The sequence below is a fragment of the Rhizobium sp. X9 genome (assembly GCF_018873185.1).
In the GTDB taxonomy this organism is placed as follows: Bacteria; Pseudomonadota; Alphaproteobacteria; order Rhizobiales; family Rhizobiaceae; genus Agrobacterium; species Agrobacterium oryzihabitans.
Window position 1 is genome coordinate 2,839,488 of the sequence record NZ_CP071311.1, and the last position, 18,967, is coordinate 2,858,454.

General features: G+C 59.8%; 13 protein-coding genes. 4 read left to right on the forward strand and 9 right to left on the reverse strand.

Annotated elements, in window-relative coordinates; all coding sequences use genetic code 11:
• The 4 genes from trpB (at window position 1) to JZY08_RS13670 (ending at window position 4,451) form a co-directional block, all read left to right on the forward strand.
• Entirely contained in the window at window positions 1-1,221 is a 1,221-nt protein-coding gene (trpB, locus tag JZY08_RS13655; protein WP_216330441.1) for a tryptophan synthase subunit beta, read from the forward strand.
• 4 nt (window positions 1,222-1,225) lie between these two features.
• Window positions 1,226-2,065 (forward strand): tryptophan synthase subunit alpha, encoded by an 840-nt coding sequence (gene trpA / locus JZY08_RS13660; RefSeq protein WP_035241931.1) that lies wholly within the window; start codon window positions 1,226-1,228, stop codon window positions 2,063-2,065.
• 27 nt (window positions 2,066-2,092) lie between these two features.
• Window positions 2,093-2,986, forward strand: a complete 894-nt coding sequence (gene accD, locus JZY08_RS13665) for an acetyl-CoA carboxylase, carboxyltransferase subunit beta (protein ID WP_003492828.1) — start codon at window positions 2,093-2,095, stop codon at window positions 2,984-2,986.
• Window positions 2,987-3,071: 85 nt separating this feature from the next.
• Complete coding sequence (locus JZY08_RS13670; protein ID WP_216330442.1) at window positions 3,072-4,451, forward strand: folylpolyglutamate synthase/dihydrofolate synthase family protein; 1,380 nt, start codon at window positions 3,072-3,074, stop codon at window positions 4,449-4,451.
• Between the two features lie 47 nt (window positions 4,452-4,498).
• Here JZY08_RS13670 and trxA read toward each other — a convergent pair whose 3' ends face one another.
• The 9 genes from trxA to JZY08_RS13715 form a co-directional block, all read right to left on the reverse strand.
• A complete protein-coding gene (gene trxA, locus JZY08_RS13675) occupies window positions 4,499-4,819 on the reverse strand; it encodes a thioredoxin (RefSeq protein ID WP_082183299.1) in 321 nt (106 codons plus the stop codon).
• Between the two features lie 76 nt (window positions 4,820-4,895).
• A complete protein-coding gene (gene addA / locus JZY08_RS13680) occupies window positions 4,896-8,450 on the reverse strand; it encodes a double-strand break repair helicase AddA (protein ID WP_216330443.1) in 3,555 nt (1,184 codons plus the stop codon).
• Entirely contained in the window at window positions 8,443-11,628 is a 3,186-nt protein-coding gene (gene addB, locus JZY08_RS13685) for a double-strand break repair protein AddB (RefSeq protein ID WP_216330444.1), read from the reverse strand. The genes addA and addB overlap by 8 nt, the downstream gene beginning before the upstream one ends.
• Complete coding sequence (locus JZY08_RS13690; RefSeq protein WP_216330445.1) at window positions 11,625-12,362, reverse strand: nucleotidyltransferase family protein; 738 nt, start codon at window positions 12,360-12,362, stop codon at window positions 11,625-11,627. Before JZY08_RS13690 ends, addB begins: the two co-directional genes overlap by 4 nt.
• Before the next feature lie 16 nt (window positions 12,363-12,378).
• Window positions 12,379-13,890 (reverse strand): tRNA (adenosine(37)-N6)-threonylcarbamoyltransferase complex ATPase subunit type 1 TsaE, encoded by a 1,512-nt coding sequence (gene tsaE, locus JZY08_RS13695; protein WP_216330446.1) that lies wholly within the window; start codon window positions 13,888-13,890, stop codon window positions 12,379-12,381.
• The gene (locus JZY08_RS13700; protein ID WP_216330447.1) at window positions 13,887-16,469 is read right to left on the reverse strand and encodes a PAS domain-containing sensor histidine kinase; all 2,583 of its coding nucleotides are present in this window, start codon (window positions 16,467-16,469) and stop codon (window positions 13,887-13,889) included. The genes tsaE and JZY08_RS13700 overlap by 4 nt, the downstream gene beginning before the upstream one ends.
• Before the next feature lie 209 nt (window positions 16,470-16,678).
• A complete protein-coding gene (ahcY, locus tag JZY08_RS13705; protein ID WP_003492844.1) occupies window positions 16,679-18,079 on the reverse strand; it encodes an adenosylhomocysteinase in 1,401 nt (466 codons plus the stop codon).
• A 128-nt stretch (window positions 18,080-18,207) separates the two neighbouring features.
• On the reverse strand, window positions 18,208-18,483 hold the full coding sequence (locus JZY08_RS13710) for an HPr family phosphocarrier protein (protein ID WP_003492846.1): 276 nt from the start codon (window positions 18,481-18,483) through the stop codon (window positions 18,208-18,210).
• 11 nt (window positions 18,484-18,494) lie between these two features.
• A complete protein-coding gene (locus JZY08_RS13715) occupies window positions 18,495-18,896 on the reverse strand; it encodes a PTS sugar transporter subunit IIA (protein WP_035222011.1) in 402 nt (133 codons plus the stop codon).
• Window positions 18,897-18,967 lie beyond the last annotated feature (71 nt).

Here is an 18,967-nt window from a genome sequence, read left to right on the forward strand (position 1 = left end):
GTGAACGACGCGCCAACACCCAATTCTTTTCGCGCTGGTCCCGATGAGGACGGCCGTTTCGGCATTTACGGAGGTCGCTTCGTTGCCGAAACGCTGATGCCGCTCATTCTGGATTTGCAGGCGGAATGGGACAAGGCCAAGACCGATCCCGCGTTTCAGGCGGAACTCAAGCATCTCGGCGCGCACTATACCGGTCGTCCGAGCCCGCTTTATTTTGCGGAACGCCTCACGGCGGAACTTGGCGGCGCGAAGATCTATTTCAAGCGCGAAGAGCTGAACCACACCGGCTCGCACAAGATCAACAATTGCCTCGGCCAGATCCTGCTTGCCAAGCGCATGGGCAAGACCCGCATCATCGCCGAAACCGGTGCCGGCCAGCACGGCGTTGCCTCCGCAACCGTCGCCGCACGCTTCGGCCTGCCCTGCGTCGTTTACATGGGCGCGACGGATGTTGCCCGTCAGGCCCCGAATGTGTTCCGCATGAAGCTCCTTGGCGCTGAAGTGAAGCCGGTCACGGCTGGCCACGGCACCCTGAAGGATGCCATGAACGAGGCCCTGCGCGACTGGGTTACCAATGTCGAGGATACCTATTACCTGATCGGCACCGCGGCCGGCCCGCATCCCTATCCGGAAATGGTCCGCGATTTCCAGGCCGTCATCGGCGAGGAAGCCAAGGCGCAGATGCTGGAGGCCGAAGGCCGCCTGCCGGATCTGGTCGTCGCGGCTGTCGGCGGTGGTTCGAATGCCATCGGCATCTTCCATCCTTTCCTCGATGACAAGAATGTCCGTATCGTTGGCGTCGAAGCCGGCGGCAAGGGTCTTTCGGGTGATGAGCATTGCGCTTCCATCACCGCCGGTTCGCCGGGCGTGCTGCATGGCAACCGCACCTATCTGCTGCAGGATGAGGACGGCCAGATCAAGGAAGGCCATTCCATCTCCGCCGGCCTCGATTATCCCGGCATCGGCCCTGAACATTCCTGGCTGAACGATATCGGCCGCGTGGAATATGTGCCGATTATGGACCATGAGGCGCTGGACGCTTTCCAGATGCTGACCCGCCTCGAAGGCATCATTCCCGCTCTGGAGCCAAGCCACGCACTGGCGGAAGTCATCAAGCGCGCGCCGACGATGGGCAAGGACGAAATCATCCTGATGAACCTCTCCGGTCGCGGCGACAAGGATGTCCACACCGTCAGCAAGTTCCTTGGAATGGATGTATAAGATCATGACTGCACGTATGGACAAGCGCTTCGCCGATCTGCGGGCGGAAAATCGCCCGGCCCTGATCACCTATTTCATGGGCGGCGACCCGGATTTCGAAACCTCGCTCGGCATCATGAAGGCCCTGCCGGAAGCAGGCGCCGATGTTATCGAGCTTGGAATGCCGTTTTCCGACCCGATGGCGGACGGCCCGGCGATCCAGCTGGCGGGACAGCGCGCGCTGAAAGGTGGCCAGACGCTGAAAACCACACTCGATCTCGCCCGCGAGTTCCGGAAGGGTGATGACGCGACCCCGATCGTGATGATGGGATATTACAATCCGATCTATATCTACGGTGTCGACAGGTTTCTGGATGATGCGTTGGCGGCCGGTGTCGATGGCCTGATTGTGGTCGATCTGCCGCCGGAAATGGATGATGAGCTCTGCGTGCCTGCCCTGGCGCGCGGCATCAATTTCATCCGTCTTGCCACGCCGACGACGGATGGCAAGCGCCTGCCTGCCGTTCTTAAAAATACCTCAGGTTTCGTTTATTACGTCTCGATGAACGGTATTACCGGCTCCGCACTTCCCGATCCCTCGTTGATCTCGGGCGCGGTCGGTCGTATCAAGGCGCATACGGAACTGCCAGTGTGCGTCGGTTTCGGTGTCAAGACGGCCGATCATGCCAAAGCGATCGGTGCCGTGGCGGATGGCGTGGTGGTCGGTTCGGCCATCGTCAACCAGATTGCGGGCAGCCTGACCAAGGACGGACAGGCGACCGCCGATACCGTGCCGGCCGTCACGACGCTGGTAAAAGGACTTTCAACGGGCGTGCGCGCGTCGCGCCTTGCCGCTGCGGAATAATCGCGCGGCCCAGTCAGGAGTAGTCAGTTGAACTGGATCACCAATTACGTACGGCCCCGGATCAATTCCATGCTTGGCCGCCGCCCGGAGGTTCCGGAGAACCTGTGGATCAAGTGCCCGGAAACGGGCGAGATGGTCTTCCACAAGGACCTCGAGGATAACAAGTGGGTCATCCCGGCTTCCGGTTACCACATGAAGATGCCGGCAAAGGCGCGTCTCGTCGATCTTTTTGATGGCGGCGTGTATGAGGCCTTGCCCCAGCCGAAGGTGGCGCAGGATCCGCTGAAGTTCCGCGATTCCAAGAAATACACCGATCGCCTGCGCGACAGCCGCACGAAGACAGAGCAGGAAGATACGATCCTTGCCGGCGTTGGTATGCTGAAAGGCCTCAAGATCGTTGCCGTCGTGCATGAATTCCAGTTCATGGGCGGTTCTCTCGGCATTGCGGCGGGCGAAGCCATCGTCAAGGCATTCGAGCGGGCCATTTCCGAGCGTTGCCCGCTGGTCATGTTTCCGGCCTCCGGTGGCGCTCGCATGCAGGAAGGCATTCTCTCCCTGATGCAGCTGCCGCGCACCACGGTTGCGGTGAACATGCTGAAAGAGGCGGGCATGCCTTACATCGTGGTTCTGACGAACCCGACGACGGGTGGTGTTACGGCTTCCTACGCCATGCTGGGTGATGTGCATATCGCCGAGCCCGGTGCCGAAATCTGCTTTGCGGGCAAGCGCGTGATCGAGCAGACCATTCGCGAAAAGCTTCCTGAGGGCTTCCAGACATCGGAATACCTGTTCGAGCACGGTATGGTCGACATGGTAATCGACCGCCGCGAGATCCCCGATACGCTGGCCAGCCTTCTCAAGATCATGACGAAAGCGCCGGCGGAAGCAAATGCGGTCGTTCCGCTTGCGGCTTCGGCCTGATGAAAAATATCTCACCCGAAGGCGGCAAATCGCCTTCGGGTGATGTTATACGTTGCATGATTTCATTTCTGATGCGGCGGACAAAATGGCCAAGACAACGCCTGAAAGGCGGACAGAAGACATGACGAAGCCCGCAATCGGCGAGGCCGAACAGATCATCGAAGAGCTGATGCAGCTCCACCCCAAGGGTTTTGATCTTTCGCTGGATAGAATTTCCCGTCTTCTCGAAAAATTGGGTAGCCCTCAGAAAAGACTCCCACCGGTCATTCATGTCGCAGGCACTAACGGCAAGGGTTCGGTTACGGCCTTCTGCCGCGCATTATTGGAGGCGGCGGGCCTTTCCGTCCACGTGCACACCTCTCCGCATCTCGTGAACTGGCACGAGCGTTATCGGATCGGGGTTTCCGGCGAGAGGGGCCGTTATGTCGAGGATGCCGTCTTTGCGGATGCGCTGCGCCGTATTGAAGCTGCCAATGGCGGCCAGATGATAACGGTTTTCGAAATCCTGACCGCCGCGATGTTCGTGCTTTTTGCGGAGCAGCCCGCTGACGCCGCTGTCGTCGAAGTTGGGCTTGGCGGGCGCTTCGATGCGACCAATGTGATCAACAACCCGGCCGTTTCCGTTATCATGCCGATATCACTCGATCATCAGGCCTATCTTGGAGATCGGGTGGAACTGATTGCCGCTGAAAAGGCCGGCATCATGAAATCGGGTTCTCCCGTCGTCATCGGCCACCAGGAATACGACGCGGCGCTGGAAACGCTTGTTGCCACGGCGGAGCGTCTCGGTTGCCCTGTATCGGTCTATGGACAGGATTTTTCCGCCCATGAAGAATTTGGCCGCATGGTCTATCAGGATGAGTTCGGCCTGACCGATGCGCCGCTGCCGCGGCTCCCCGGCCGCCACCAGCTTGCCAATGCCGCTGCCGCGATCCGCGCCGTCAAGGCGGCCGGTTTCGAGGTGACGGAGCGGATGATCGAAAAGGCCATGACGACAGTGGAGTGGCCCGGCCGTCTTCAGCGCGTCCTGACCGGCAAAATCGCCGACATGGCCCCGAAGGATGCGGAGATCTGGATCGATGGCGGCCACAACCCGGGTGCCGGCGAAGTTATCGCTGAAGCCATGGCGGGGTTTGAGGACAAGACGCCACGTCCGCTGTTCATCATTGCGGGCATGATCAATACCAAGGACCCGGTGGGCTATTTCAAGGCTTTTGCGGATATCGCCGAATATGTCTTCACTGTACCGATCGGCGGCACCGATGCGGCGATCGACCCCGTTGTACTTGCCCATGCGGCCTTTGATGCCGGTCTGGTGGCAGCGCCTACATCTTCCCTTACCGAAGCGCTTGATGAATTGTCACGCCGCTTCGATCCCGAAGGGCCGGCGCCGCGTATCCTGATCGGCGGTTCGCTTTACCTTGCCGGAAATGCGCTCGCACTGAACGGCACCATTCCCCAATAAAAAAGCCCGGCATCGCTGCCGGGCTTTTTTATTCCATCAAAAATCGCTTATGCAGCACCGGAAATCCAGGCGGAAAGCGCTGTCTTGGGAGCAGCGCCAACCTTGATGTCGGCCACTTCGCCGCCCTTGAAAATGGCAAGGGTCGGAATCGAGCGAACGCCGAATTTGGCGGCCAGTTCCGGGTTTTCGTCGATGTTGAGCTTCGCAACCTTGACCTTGCCGGCAAGCTCGGACGAAATTTCCTCAAGGCTCGGCGCGATCATCTTGCACGGGCCACACCATTCGGCCCAGAAATCCACCACGACAGGTTCGGCGGATTCGAGGACTTCGGACTGGAAGTTGGCGGCGTCGACTTTTACGGTAGCCATATCTGGCTCTCCTTTCAGCTAAACTTTTCCGCTATGATGTGATGCGGGCGCGGCGAAATTTCAATGCCCCGGTATCTCACTTTGTCTTTATTGCGGCAAGGGCCTGCTTCATGGCATTGTCATCTACCGTCACAAAAGCAGCATTTTCCGTGTAGATCAGCGCGCAGACGAACTTTTTGCCGGGATAAAGCGGTGCGAGAATTTCCCGATAAATCGCAAGCTGCGCCGTGTGGGAAAAGGGTATTTCGCGCGCCTCGCGCGGCGGTACGCGGTTGGTCTTGTAATCGACCAGAATGACCCGGTCGCCATCCACCGCCAGACGGTCGATACGGCCAGAAACGGCATAATGCTGCCTGCCGATCGTCATGGTTCCCATGATGGAAACTTCCGCACGGCTGTTGGGTGAAAATGCCGGCTGAACCGCCGGTTCGGACATCACCCGCAGGACGGCCCGTATCAGGTGTTCGCGTTCATTGGGCGGCCAGAAACGGGCAGCGCGTTCCGCATAGCGGCGGGCCGCCTCTTCCCGCTCACTCGCGGTAAAATCCGGAAGGGCCTGCAGCATGCGATGCACCAGCCGGCCGCGTTGCAGCGCCAGTGAGGATGCATCGGCTTTTTCGCCGAACAGCGGTGAACGAACGGCCAGATCGTCGGCACCGTCATCGATGATGGTGCCCGCGCCGGAAGGGCTGAGCGGTCTCGGCAGGGAGGGTAGGGCAGGCAAGGGGCCGAGAAGTCCCGCCGGAAGCGCATATTCTTCGTGCTGCTGCGGTTCGGTCAGTCTTTGCGGGGCGGGTGTCGGGCGGGCCTCGGACTTGCGCCAGACCAGCCCCTGCCATTCCTCGCCGTCGGCCGCAAACAGTTGCGGCTGCGAGTGTTTTTCATTGTCGGCAAGTGCTGCCTTGACGATGGCATGCCAGCATTCTGGATTTTCCTTCTGGCCGCGATAACCACAAACGACCAGATGATCGGCAGCGCGTGTCATCGCTACATAAAGCAGCCGGCGATATTCATCTTCGGCGGCCGTCTTCAGGCGGTCCTCGTCAGCGCGAATGAGATGATTGGAAAAACCGCTGCCTGGCAGCCAGACGGGGAAGGCGTCGCCGTCCGCTTCCACGAAGCGCAGTTTCGGCACATGGCTGTGGTTGAAGGCTTTTGATCCGCCATCAACGACGAAAACAACCGGCGCTTCAAGACCCTTGGAGGCATGCACGGTCATGATGCGCACTTCGCCGCGATCCTTGTCCTGTTCGCGCTTCACCTCAGGCGAATCCGTTTCCAGAACGGAAAGGAAGGCCTGCAGGCCGGGCAGGCCTGTCCTCTCATGGTCAAGCGCAAAGGACAGGAACTCGTCCAGAACATCGCTCGCCTCGTTGCCGAGACGGCCCAGGAACTTCTTGCGACCGTCATGCAGGGTCAGAACCGCGGCAAAGAAATCATGCACGGTTGCCGTTTTTGAAAGCGCGATGAAGTTTTTGAGTTTGCTGACCACTGCGGAAAAGCGGCTGCTCTCATCCTGCGAAAGTGTCTGCAATCTCTGCCACACGCTCTCCATATCGGATCGCGAGGCAGCCGCATCGAAAACATCATCTTCGGTGAGATTGAAAATAGGGCTTTTCAAAAGTGCTGCCAGCGAAAGATCATCCTCGGGCAGCACGACAAAACGGCCAAGCGCCAGAAGATCCTGGACGGCGATGTGGTCGGTCAGGCGAAGACGGTCGGCACCGGCAACGGGAATGTTCTTGCGTCGTTTCAGCTCGCGCGTCAGCGCGTTGACGAAGGCGTGGCGTTTTCTGACCAAGACCAGAATGTCGCCCGGTTCGACGGCGCGTTCCACGCCCTTTTCGATGATGGTCTGGGTCCCGATCATCCCGGCAATGCGCGCGGCGATCCGGCGGGCAACGATGGTAGCCGGCGCGCTTTCCCGAAGTGCATCGAAAGGTGCTGTCCAGTCCTCTTCGTCCTCGGCGGTTTCCGGCGCAACCATATCCCAGACTTCCACCGTGCCGGGGTGGCCGGCGCGGTTGGAACGGTGTTCGACAGGCTCGTTATCGGCGCTGAGGCCACTGGCATTTTTTGGGTCGGAAAAGACCTGATCGACGGCAGCCAGAACATCTTCCGTGGAACGGAAGGACAGCGGCAGGCGGATGCGGTGAAACGCCTGCTCGACCGAATCGACGCGCCTTTTTGTCTCGTCGCGCTCCTGGGAGAACCGCTCCGGCCTTGCGCCCTGAAACGAATAGATCGACTGCTTTTCGTCACCCACTGCAAAAAGCGTGCGCCGGCCTAGGCGCGCACTCTCGCCGGTGAAGAAATCCGCCGCCAGCGACTGGATGATCGACCATTGCACCGGGCTCGTATCCTGCGCCTCATCGACGAGAATATGGTCTATGCCCTGGTCCAGCTTGTAATGCACCCAGGCGCCCGCCGTATCGCGGTTGAGGAGGTTGGCGGCGCGTTCGATCAGGTCTTCGAAATCGAGCTGGCTTCGCTGCTTTTTCAGATCCTCGAAATCGCCGATCAACCGCTCGGCCAGAACAAGCGCACATTTCGTCGCCTCCAGCATCCGCACCAGACGATAGCGGTTGCGGCAGGCAACGACATGGTCCCGCGCAAGCGTCAGTGCGTCGAGGAGATCAGGTGCCGATTTCTGCATGCCTTTGTTGATGACATAGGCATCGGATTTTTTCTCGCCCTTGGCCGTCAAGAGCGCGGCCTCGATGAATTCCATGCGCCGCACGGGATCTGTCTGCCGTTTCGCTTCCCGCAGGGCATAAGCGACGTCGATGACGCGCGATCCGCCCACCTCGTCGGCAAGCGTGAGATATGTATCGAGGGAAAGCCCGTAGAGGCCGGGCAGGGGCCAGAAGGCCGCCGCTGCCGTCTCTTCTGTTTCACCCGCTTCAATCTGCATTGCCTGCCGCAATTGGGCATCGATGCTATCAGCCTGTTTTGCCTCGATCAAAAAGGCGCGAAGGGCGCTGCGATTGGCGATGATGGCGGTCAGAAGCGATTCAAGTCCGCTTTCATCTGCCAGATCAAGCACATAAGCGAGAGACTGCGCGAGATCAGTGTCTCCCTCCGTCGAAACCGCCGTTAGGAGCGAACGGCGCGCCTCGGCCAGCAGGGTGGTTGCGGCACGGTCATCAAGAACCGAGAAATGGCCAGCGACATTGGCCTCCAGCGGGAACTGATGCAGCAGCGCTTCACAGAAAGCGTGGATCGTCTGGATTTTCAGCCCGCCCGGCGTTTCGAGCGCCTTGGCGAACAGCCGTCGCGCTTCGGCAAGCTTGATGCGATCCGGCACCTTGCCTTCGATGGCGGCAATGCGGTCCTTAAGATCATTATCCGGCAATGTAGCCCATTCCGCCAGGCGGTCGAAAACGCGGCTCGACATTTCAGAAGCCGCCGCCTTGGTATAGGTGAGGCACAAAATCGCGGAGGGTCGGCATCCGGCGAGAAGCAGGCGGATGACGCGCTGGGTCAGAACATGGGTCTTGCCGGATCCGGCGTTGGCCGAAACCCAGGCGGAGCTTGCCGGATCGGAGGCGAGCCGCTGCCGGTCGCTCGTCCAGTCTATCCAGCTTTGAGGGGTGTCCGTGGCGGGCCCGTGATCGATAGGGTCAATCATCCTCGCCGTCTCCCGGTTCCGCCGTCGACCATTCCGAAACCCGGGCGAGGTGGTCATATTCCCCGCCATAGGATTGCTGCTCCTCCGGCACCAGCCGTGAGGCAAAGCCATTCTCGCCATCGCGCAGCGAACGCACGAATTTGGCCAGCTGGTCGATGGATTCGGTTGCCAGTTCGATTGCCGATTTCGGCGCTTTCTTGCCGCTCCGGTTGGAATGTTCGTTATTCACCTGGTCGGGAAAAAAACGAGCGCCCGGCCGCAAGCGCACATAGATAAGGTTTTCCGGCGTGTGCGAACCCGCCTCGCGAAAGGCGCCGCGCATCAGCGCTGCCGCTTCGAGCGCAAGCTGCGGGTCAAGCAGCGCGCGTGCCTGATTGACTGACGGCGCGAGCCCCGTCTTGTAATCGATAATATCCGCCTGACCGCTGGTCTTGATGTCGATACGGTCGGCGATACCAGTCAGCCTTATGCCCGCCTCGGGGATTTCCTGTCCGGCGCGGGCTTCGAAAAAGCTGCGGCGGATGGATGGGTGTCGTTCCTTCTCCCAGTCGATAAAGGCGCGCGCCACCGCCTCGAATCGCGGGCGCCAGATGACATCGACATGCAAGGGAAGATCTTGCGCATCGAAACTTTCATCCAGAATACGCTGCATGGCCTCAAGCGATGCCGGCGTGCCCGGAATATGCCCCTCGCGGGAATAGCGTTCGATGATTGCGTGATAAAGCGTACCACGGTCGGCGGCGTTGGGGTCGCGATTGAACGGGTGGAGAGGATCAAGCCGCAGGATGCGCCGCGCATAGATCGAATAGGGATCGCGGCGCAGCCTGCCCACTTCGCTGAAGGAATAGCTTTTCGGATGCAACTCTGCAGGCGGCTTCGGGGCAGGGCGTTTTGCCGCTTCCTGGTCGATGCTCGCGTCCATCAGACCCGCCCAGTGGCGATAGGTCTCGCCACGCTTCTTCAGCTGGTCGGCGAAATCTTCGCCGCCGAGTGCCAGCAATCGCTGCAGCCAGCGCGATGCGACGGCGGGTGTCGAACCTTGTCTGAGCGCCCGGCTGTAAAAAATCTGCCGCGTGCCGTTCGCCATCTCGAAATCATGCGCCAGTTGGCCGATCCGCCTCTCCGGCGGCTCCAGGCCGATCGCGGTCTTCATGTTGCGGGATAAAAACGGATTGTTTGCCGTCTGGCCCGGCCAAAGCCCTTCGTTGAGGCCGCCGATCACCACGGTGTCGACGCTTTGCAAACGCGCTTCGAGCGCGCCGAAAATGAAAATGCGTGGATGGCGCATGGATCGCGGTTTGATCGATTCGCCGGCCACCAGTGCTGCGAAGATATCGGCCCATTGCGGACCGTCAGCATCGAGGATTTCGCCGCTTTCCATCAATTCGCCGAACAGGCCGGAAAGCTTGTCGCCTGCCTCGCCGGACCAGAGCGCGGCAAGATCATTGTTTTCATCGGCGCAGATGGCCTCGATCACCCGGCCGGTGCGCTCCGCCCAATCGGAAAGCGGTAATTTATCCGTGAAAGACCGGCCCGACCTGTCGCGTCGAACGAATGCAGCACCGAGCGGCTCTGTCGAAACGGCGATCCGACGCGCCAGATTGTGTGCGGCCTCCACGCTTCCCTCCGGCAGTGCCAGCCGCCAGGCAGGCGGGTGCCGATCATCGCGCTGCGCCACGAGTTGCGCGTCGAGAACTGCCTCCAGATTGCCGATTTCAGTTTCGACGCGGCCGCCTCTGAGCGCGATCAACTCCAGCGCTTTCGATGCCGTCGTGAATGCTTCCTCAGAAAGCCCGAAACGGCTGAGCGGATGTTTCAGAAGGGAAATGACCGGCACCGGATCTCCGGGCCTGAGGATCGCTTCCAGCGCCAGTTGCGTCAGCCCCGCCTGTGGCGTGGCGGATAATGGCGTGCCGGCCGAATCATCGGCTTCGATACCGAAGCGCTGCAGTTCCGTCGCAACGCGCCGCGCCAGTCCGCGGTCGGGCGTGATCAGCGCTGCCTGAGACGGGCGCCCGGCACCCGGCGCTTCGAGCGCCAGCCGCAGCGCCACCGCGATTGCGGTTGCCTCTTCCCGCTCATTGGCAGCTTCTATCAGGGTCGCCGCTGCGAAAGCATCGTTGAAAAATCCGGGCTGCTTCTCCTCACGCCAGCGGTTCCAGTCGCTGGTGGATTTGGCCGGCGCGAGTGCCGCTGAAAACACCGCCGCGCGTTTTTCGAGATCACTGTCGACAGCGCCGATCTGAACGACATCGTCGCGCATGATGCCGAGCTTCTGCAAAAGCATGTAAAGCCCATATTGCGAATGGGTGCGGCTGGAAGGGTCGGTTGCGTCCTCGGCAATCGCCTCCCATTGCTCCTCCGGCATCGAAAGATCGAGACCCGGAAGCACGACGACGCCCTGCGGCAGGGAGGCAACGGAGGCGATGAGGTCAGCTGCCGCCGGAATGGAGCCCGTGGAGCCCGCAACGATAATCGGTCCGGTATCCGGCAGATTGGCAAGCCGGTTGGCCTCCGCCCGCAGGATGCCGTTTCGATGCCGGCCTGCGGAGGTGCGGTTGAGCTCGGCGAGACGGGCAGGCCAGAAGACGCTGGCGATCTTCAGGAAATCCGCCGTCAGCTGCCACCATTGGGCGTGATCGCCGGTATCGAGATGCTGAAGAGCTTCCCATTCTTTTTCTTCGGTATCCATCGCATCGATCACTTCGCCGAGCGCGCGCGCCAGCCATATGGCGTCGGCGGGGCTGGCGGGGGCGACGAGCGGTGAATCCGAATGGATGGCCCTGATGGCGTCCGGCAGGCTGTTGCGCCATGCCAGAATGAGGCGCGCCAGTTCGATCAGCCGGCCGGTGCCGGAGATCGGCGGCGCCAGATCCATGATCTCGGGATTTTCGATTTCGAAGAAACCGCTGTCGTCATCCGTTTCGCCGAGCGGCCGGATGAGTGGCAGAATGGCGGAACGGCCCCCCAGAAGATCGACGAATTCGGAGCGCAGCACGCGGGCGGAGCGCCGGGTCGGCACATAGATCGTCACCTTGGCGAGCGAAAGCGGATCGGCCGGGTCATATTGATAGCCGGATGTCAGTGTCCCGTCACACAGCGTTTCCGCGAGCGTCTTGAGGAACGGTGTTCCCGCGGCGATCGTCAGGACGCGCTTTGCGTGGTGGGTCAAAGTCATGCAGAGCGCTTTTGCCGGTATTGCCGGATAATGCTTTCGGCGTCTTCTATCGCATCGGGCGTGCCGACGGTGATCCAGTGGCCATCCAGTGAGAGCCCGAAAAGCCGGTCTTTTTCGATGGCGCCGTCAAAATAGATATTAAGATTGAAGGCATCCGTCGGCGCATCGTCAAGCAGGCGCGAATCCATGGCGATCGCCCCGGCATAAACCACCGGGTTCGGATCACCGTCGCGATAACGCGCCAGTTTGCCACTGGCAGAGAGGTTGAAATCCCTCTTGCCGTTATGTCCGGTTGTGCGGTCCATGTCGACGCAGAGCAGCGCCATATCCATGTGCGTGGCGTCGAAGAATTGCGCAAGCTTGCGCAGATTGCTGACGGCATTCAGCTGCTCGCCAATCCAGAAAAGATCGGCGTTCATGACGAAGACGGGACCGGGCTCCAGAAGTTTCAGGCCCTTGGCAAGCCCGCCACCGGAATTCATCAGCTGCGACCGCTCGTCGGAAATCAGGATCTCGGCATCCGAGCGGGTTTCAAGATGGGCGATCATCTGTTCGGCATGGTGATGCACATTGACGACGATCCTCTCGGCCCCGGCTTCGACAAGGGCATCGAGCGCGTAGTCGATCATCGGCTTGCCGGCGATCTTGACGAGCGGCTTCGGTATCGTATCCGTGATCGGGCGCATCCGCGTGCCGAGCCCTGCGGCAAGCACCATCGCGTTCTTGATCGTCATCGTGGTCAACCGTCTTTCAGTCGTTAAATTCCATGCCCATGCGCAAGCACCAGTCTCGGAGAGGCGCAAGTTCCGGATGCGAAAGCGCTGCGCCAAGATAGCGGAACGTCCTTGGCATATGTTGCATATAACCGGGTTTTCCATCCCGTTCCAACAGTCTTACCCAGATACCGGCCAGCTTGCAGTTGCGCTGCGCCGACATGATGGCGAAGGCCTTGAGGAAAGCGGTCTCCTCAAACGAAGGCGTGTTTCGTCTGCCGTCGAGATAGTGCGAAAGCAGACGCGCTTGCAGTTCGCGGGAGATGGTAACCCGGGCATCCTGCACGATGGAAGCGAGATCATAGGCGGTCGGGCCGATCATCGCGTCCTGAAAATCGATCAGTCCGACCTGCCGGATGCCGCTATTCTGCTGTTGCCAGATAATATTCGGAGAATGGAAATCGCGCAGCAGAAGCCCTGTTTCGCAATCGGCGAGCGTATCGATCAGCCTGTCCCATAGGGCGTAATAGTCGCTCTTTTCGCTATCGGTGAGCGGCTTGCCACGCTTATGGGGCAGATACCATTCCACCAGCAGCGACACCTCGATCTTCATCGCCTGCCGGTCGAAGGGCGGAACCTCATAGGTGCTGCCATCACCCACCGGCAGCAGATCGGGCCGGGGCGTCTGATGGAGGGCGGCGAGACAGGTGACGCTTTGCAGATAACGCTCCTCTATCGGCGTTCCGTCAGATGCCAGCACTCCGTCCCGTCCGAGGTCCTCCAGAAGGAGAATGCCCTGATCGGTATCCGCCGCCAGAATCTCCGGCGCGCAAAAGCCGCTATTTCCCAGATAGTTGCCGATCGCCACGAAGGAACGGGCATCCTGGGCGAGATGGGCGATTTCCGCATAGGTCTTGCCATCCGCGACGATCGCCCCTCTCAAGGGGCGTCGCCAGTCCATCAGGATAAGGTCCGAACCATCGGTGGAAATGGTCTCATAGGCGCGTGTGGAAGCATCGCCGCTCAGAAAACGGCGCGTCGCGTCGCCCATACCATTTTTTGCGAGGAACGCGCGGATGGCAAAAACGCGCTCAAGCCGTGCTTTCTGTTTCGCGGGAGCGTCGATCACAGCCAGACGCCCTTCACCGGAATGGGTCAGCGTCAAGCTGATTGTCTGCTCGGGCGGCAGAACCTCGGCAGCCATATCCGGCCACTCGATCAGGCAGATACCGTCCTCCAGCATCTCGTCAATGCCGAGCTCGTCCAGTTCGGAGACATCCGAAAGCCGGTAGAGATCGAGATGCGCGACCGGAATACGTGTGGGGTAGGTCTGTATGATCGTGAATGTTGGGCTTGGAACTTCAAGATCCGGTGTGTCCGCCATCGCCCGGATGAAAGCACGGGCGAGGGTGGATTTGCCGGCACCGAGATCGCCGATGAGCGCAAGGCAATCCCCGGCCGTCAAAGCCAGCGCCAAATCTTCACCTAACCGGATGGTGTCTTTTTCCCCATCAAGGGAAATGGTGATTGGCAGGATATCGTCACTCATTCTGCGGCGATGGAATGCGGGCGCGTGGCGGAGGGAATGCGGCAGGTGACGATGGTGCCGTTACCGGGTCGGCTGTCGATGCTGACGGTGCCGTGATGCAGGCTGACGAAGCTTTCCACGATGGAAAGGCCAAGCCCCGCGCCGGTTCGCCGCCCGCCATTACCGCGCGTCTCGAAGCGGTCGAAGACGCTCTTCAGCATGTCTTCCGGGATGCCCGGGCCCTTGTCCGCCACCGAGAACAGGAAGTCGCCCTCGCTGCGCTGGCAGGAAAGCTGAACGACAGATCCTTCCGGCGCGAAATTGATCGCATTGGTCAGAAGCTTGATGAGGATCTGCTTCAGGCGCTGATGATCGGCCACCAGGCTGCCAAGATGGGCCGGTGCGACGACCTCGAGCGAAATGCCGCTCTCCTGCAGCCGGTCGGCGATCTGCACCGATACATCGTCAAGCAACTCGTTCAGATCGTTTTCCGAATAATTCAGCTGCATGATGCCGGCATCGACGGTCGCGAGATCGAGAATATCGTTGACGATGGTCAGGAGAACCGAGGACGAGGTGGAAATATGGTCGAGATATTCCGCCTGCCGCTCCGTCAGTTCTCCAATACCTGGGGTCTTCAGGAGATCGGTGAAACCGATGATATTCGTCAGCGGCGAGCGCAATTCGTAGGAGACGTGCTGCACGAAATCGTTCTTCAACTCGTCTGCTTTGAGCAGTGCGTCGTTCTTTTCCTTGAGAGCCCGCTCGGCCCGCACGCTGTCTGTCATGTTGACGAAAGTCAGCATGGTTTGTGCGTCCGGCAGCGGAATGATGGCGTAGTCGAGCACGAGGCCGGAGAGCAGCTCAAGCGTACCCTGCCTGGACGGGCGTTCGTCGTCAAAGCTGGTGATGAACTGGCTGAAAGAACGCCAGCCGTCCGGCCTGTCATAGGATTGCGTGCAGGCCGTTTCGATCGCGCGGATGTGGGTGCCCGTTTCGACCTGCTCTGCGGTAACGCCCCAAAGCGCCCGGAATGCCGGGTTGGAAAGGCGAATGCGCCCATCCGCACCAAAAACGGCGACGCCTTCGGCCAGATGGTCGATGGTTTCACCCTGCACCTTCACCAGCGTGTTGTAGCGCATCTGCAGATCGACCTGCTCGGTCAGGTTCTCGAAGACCCAGGTCGCGCCGCCCTGCGGGTGGGCGGTTGCGATGACCCGCAGGGTCTGGCCGTTTGGCAGATGCCAGAGATCGGTCTTGGTATCGAGGGAACGATAGACGGAGAGTGCCGTCTCTTTCCAGTTTTTCCAGTTCAGCTGCTCCGGCAACTTGCCGGCGGTGCGCAGCCTGTCGAGAAGCTCGGAATTATCAGGGCCGGACTCGAGGAAAACCAGATCGAAACCCCACAGGGTTGCAAAAGCCTGATTGTAGAATTGCAGCCGCTGCCGGCCGTCGAAAATGGCGACGGGCGTTGCCAGATGATCCAGCGTTTCGGCGTGGCTTTTCAGAACCCGCTTGAGTTCCTCGCGGATGGTTTCCGCTTCTGTGGCATCGATGGCGATGCCGGCGGACCCGCCCGCCGTCTTAATGTCGACAACATCAAAGAAGGTGCGATTTCCGGACACCACCGTCGAAATACGGTCGTGATAGGGCGATTCCGGCGTTGCGGCCGCGCGTATCTTCTGCCGGGTAACGGTATTGAGAAGCTCGCGTTTTTCGTGAACGGCCTGATCGGCATTGCGCGCATCCACTGCCTGCGCATAGGCGTGGTTGACCCAGGTGAGGTCACCTTCGCCATTGCGCCGCCAGACGGGCTGCTCGATCGAATCCAGAAGTTCCTGAAACGTGGAGACCGAGGCCACGAGGCGCTCGCGCTCAACCTGCAATTCGGCAAGCTCCGCACGCAGATTGTTAAGCGCGATGAAACGCGCAAAGGCATTGCCGCCGGAAACCCGGCCCTGAACCTCAATGACTTCGCCGCGCTGCGTCTCGATGGTCAGGTCGAAACTCTGCGCGTGGCTGCGCAGCTTTTCCAACGATTTTTCAAGCTGGCTTGCGGATGCGGGTTTCAGCCAGCGCCCAAAGGCCAGAAAATCATGGTCGGCCTGCGGTGCGCCCGTTTCCACCGGCAATTGCCCGAGAAACTCCGGGCGCCTGTCCGCACCATCCCAGATGACGATGCGTCGGCTTTTGTCCGAGATCAGCGCTTCATATTTCGCGATCTTGTGGTGGGACTGGGCAAGTGCCTGGCGATATTCGCTGCTTTCCGCCTCTATATTGCCGCGCTGCCGCACCAGCCAGACGACGGAAAACAGCGTTGCTGACAGCATGCCGACAAAAAGCGAATAGGTGATTGTTTCTCCGGATGAAAACAGCCGTGCGCCGGTCTTTGCCGCAAGGCTGTCCTGCGCCAGTGCCATGCTTGCAGAGCCGGTGAGAATAGTACCCGACATCAGGACGGGAAGCCTCGCAAAGCCCGTCCGAACCGCACTGACGACCTGCCGGCAACGGCCAATAGCCGCGCTCAATGCCACGCCAGAATGCGTGTTTTCAACGCGTTGAACTGTCTGCTCGCGCAGATCCGAATTGTGAACCGTCATCCCCGGTCTGTCTCCGTCCTATGTGCCGCATCTTCGACAAGACATCCCATTTCGTCCCCCGCCGCCCTTTGGCGTGTCCGAATCAAGTTCGATGACAATACCGCCTTCATAAATCTGCGGAAAGGGAGCGCGCAAAAAAGATGCCGCGCGCTTTGTCAAGCGCGCGGCATCTACATATTGTGTAATTTCAGTGGATATTAACTATGAAATTAATATCTGTAGTGTTCTGCCTTGAACGGGCCCTGCTTCGAGATGCCGATATAATCTGCCTGCACGTCGGTAAGTTCCGTCAGACGCACGCCGAGCTTCTCAAGATGAAGGCGTGCAACCTTTTCGTCGAGGTGCTTCGGCAGCACGTAAACCTCGTTCTTGTATTCGCCCTGCTTGGTGAAGAGTTCGATCTGGCCAAGCACCTGGTTGGTGAAGGACGCCGACATGACGAAGGACGGGTGACCCGTGGCATTGCCGAGGTTCAGCAGGCGACCTTCGGACAGAAGGATGATGCGGTTGCCCTTCGGGAACTCGATCATGTCGACCTGCGGCTTGATGTTCGTCCACTTGAGGTTACGCAGCGATGCGACCTGAATTTCATTGTCGAAATGGCCGATATTGCCGACGATCGCCATGTCCTTCATCTCGCGCATATGCTCGATGCGGATCACGTCCTTGTTGCCGGTGGTGGTGATGAAGATATCGGCCGACGAAATGACATCTTCAAGACGAACAACTTCGAAACCGTCCATGGCGGCCTGAAGCGCGCAGATCGGGTCGATTTCGGTGACCTTGACACGGGCGCCGGCGCCCTGCAGCGAGGCGGCCGAACCCTTGCCCACATCGCCGTAACCGCAGACCACGGCGACCTTGCCGGCCATCATCACGTCGGTTGCGCGGCGAATGCCGTCGACGAGCGATTCCTTGCAGCCGTATTTGTTGTCGAACTTCGACTTGGTGACGCTGTCATTGACGTTGATGGCCGGGAAGGGCAGCAGGCCCTTCTTGCTGAGGTCGTAAAGACGGTGAACGCCTGTCGTCGTTTCTTCGGTAACACCCTTCAGCGCGTCACGCTGCTTGGTGAACCAGCCGGGCGAAGCCTTCAGGCGCTTGTTGATCTGTGCGAAGAGGATTTCTTCTTCTTCGGAGCCGGGATTGGAAAGAACGTCCTCGCCGGCTTCGGCGCGCGCACCGAGCAGGATGTACATGGTGGCGTCGCCGCCATCATCGAGGATCATGTTGGAGAGACCGCCATCGGTCCACTGGAAAATCTTGTCGGTATATTCCCAATATTCCGTCAGGCTTTCACCCTTGACGGCAAAGACCGGAATGCCGGCAGCCGCGATGGCCGCTGCTGCATGATCCTGCGTCGAGAAAATGTTGCAGGATGCCCAGCGGATATCCGCGCCGAGTTCCTTGAGCGTCTCGATCAGAACGCCGGTCTGGATCGTCATGTGAAGAGAACCGGTGATGCGTGCGCCCTTCAGGGGCTTGCTCTCGCCGAATTCTTTGCGGCAGGACATCAGGCCAGGCATTTCGGTTTCGGCGATGTCCAATTCCTTGCGGCCGAATGCGGCAAGGTTGATATCGGCGACGATGTAGTCCTTCTCAAGGCTCATGAGGTTCTCCAGATCAGAAATGCCGTGCCTGTCAGCCCGGCTTTTAAACGTAGCAGCGGTTTAGCAGGCCACAAACGATCTGGCAATGATGATATAAAGAAGTCTTTATGTCTTTATATGGCTGAGGTTCAGGCTTCTTCGCCGAAGCGGTCGGCGACAAGCGCCTCGAGTGCCGCGAGCGCTTCTTCCGCCTGGTTGCCGCTTGCCTCGACATAGACGCTGCAGCCGGGGCTCGCCGCCAGCATCATGAGACCCATGATGGAAGTGCCGCCAACGGTCATGCCATCCTTGGAAACCGTGATCGTCGCGTCGAACCCCTCGACCATCTGCACGAACTTCGCGGATGCCCGGGCGTGGAGACCGCGTTTGTTGATGATCGGTAATTCCCGGGAAAATGGCGACATGGGCTGACTTCTCACTTGCCGCTTAGAACGCGGCTGGCGACGTTGATGTATTTGCGGCCGGCGTCGGACGCATCCTGGAGCGCCTTGTCCATGTTGTCTTCGCTGCGAACACCGGCGAGCTTTATCAGCATGGGAAGATTGACGCCGGCGATGACTTCGACATTGCCGTTGTTCATGACGGAAATCGCGAGATTGGAGGGCGTGCCGCCGAACATGTCCGTCAGGATGATGACGCCATTGCCATCATTGGCGCGTGTGACGGCGTCGATGATATCCTGCCGGCGCTGATCCATGTCGTCTTCGGGACCGATACAAACCGTCTCGATCAATTTCTGGGGACCGACGACATGCTCCAACGCATGGCGAAACTCCTCAGCCAGCTTGCCATGGGTGACAAGCACTAGTCCGATCATGAAATGCTCCCTTGCACACGCACTCTCATTGCCGACTATCGCAACGCGGCAATCCTGTCCATCGGTGGGAT

Excerpts from the sequence above, each read along its gene's own strand:
- addA (WP_216330443.1), bottom strand. The coding sequence starts at position 8,450 with ATGATTGACCCTATCGATCACGGGCCCGCCACGGACACCCCTCAAAGC.
- JZY08_RS13670 (WP_216330442.1), top strand. The coding sequence starts at position 3,072 with ATGGCCAAGACAACGCCTGAAAGGCGGACAGAAGACATGACGAAGCCC.
- JZY08_RS13715 (WP_035222011.1), bottom strand. The coding sequence starts at position 18,896 with ATGATCGGACTAGTGCTTGTCACCCATGGCAAGCTGGCTGAGGAGTTT.
- JZY08_RS13700 (WP_216330447.1), bottom strand. The coding sequence starts at position 16,469 with ATGACGGTTCACAATTCGGATCTGCGCGAGCAGACAGTTCAACGCGTT.
- trxA (WP_082183299.1), bottom strand. The coding sequence starts at position 4,819 with ATGGCTACCGTAAAAGTCGACGCCGCCAACTTCCAGTCCGAAGTCCTC.
- trpA (WP_035241931.1), top strand. The coding sequence starts at position 1,226 with ATGACTGCACGTATGGACAAGCGCTTCGCCGATCTGCGGGCGGAAAAT.
- JZY08_RS13710 (WP_003492846.1), bottom strand. The coding sequence starts at position 18,483 with ATGTCGCCATTTTCCCGGGAATTACCGATCATCAACAAACGCGGTCTC.
- addB (WP_216330444.1), bottom strand. The coding sequence starts at position 11,628 with ATGACTTTGACCCACCACGCAAAGCGCGTCCTGACGATCGCCGCGGGA.
- tsaE (WP_216330446.1), bottom strand. The coding sequence starts at position 13,890 with ATGAGTGACGATATCCTGCCAATCACCATTTCCCTTGATGGGGAAAAA.
- JZY08_RS13690 (WP_216330445.1), bottom strand. The coding sequence starts at position 12,362 with ATGACGATCAAGAACGCGATGGTGCTTGCCGCAGGGCTCGGCACGCGG.
- ahcY (WP_003492844.1), bottom strand. The coding sequence starts at position 18,079 with ATGAGCCTTGAGAAGGACTACATCGTCGCCGATATCAACCTTGCCGCA.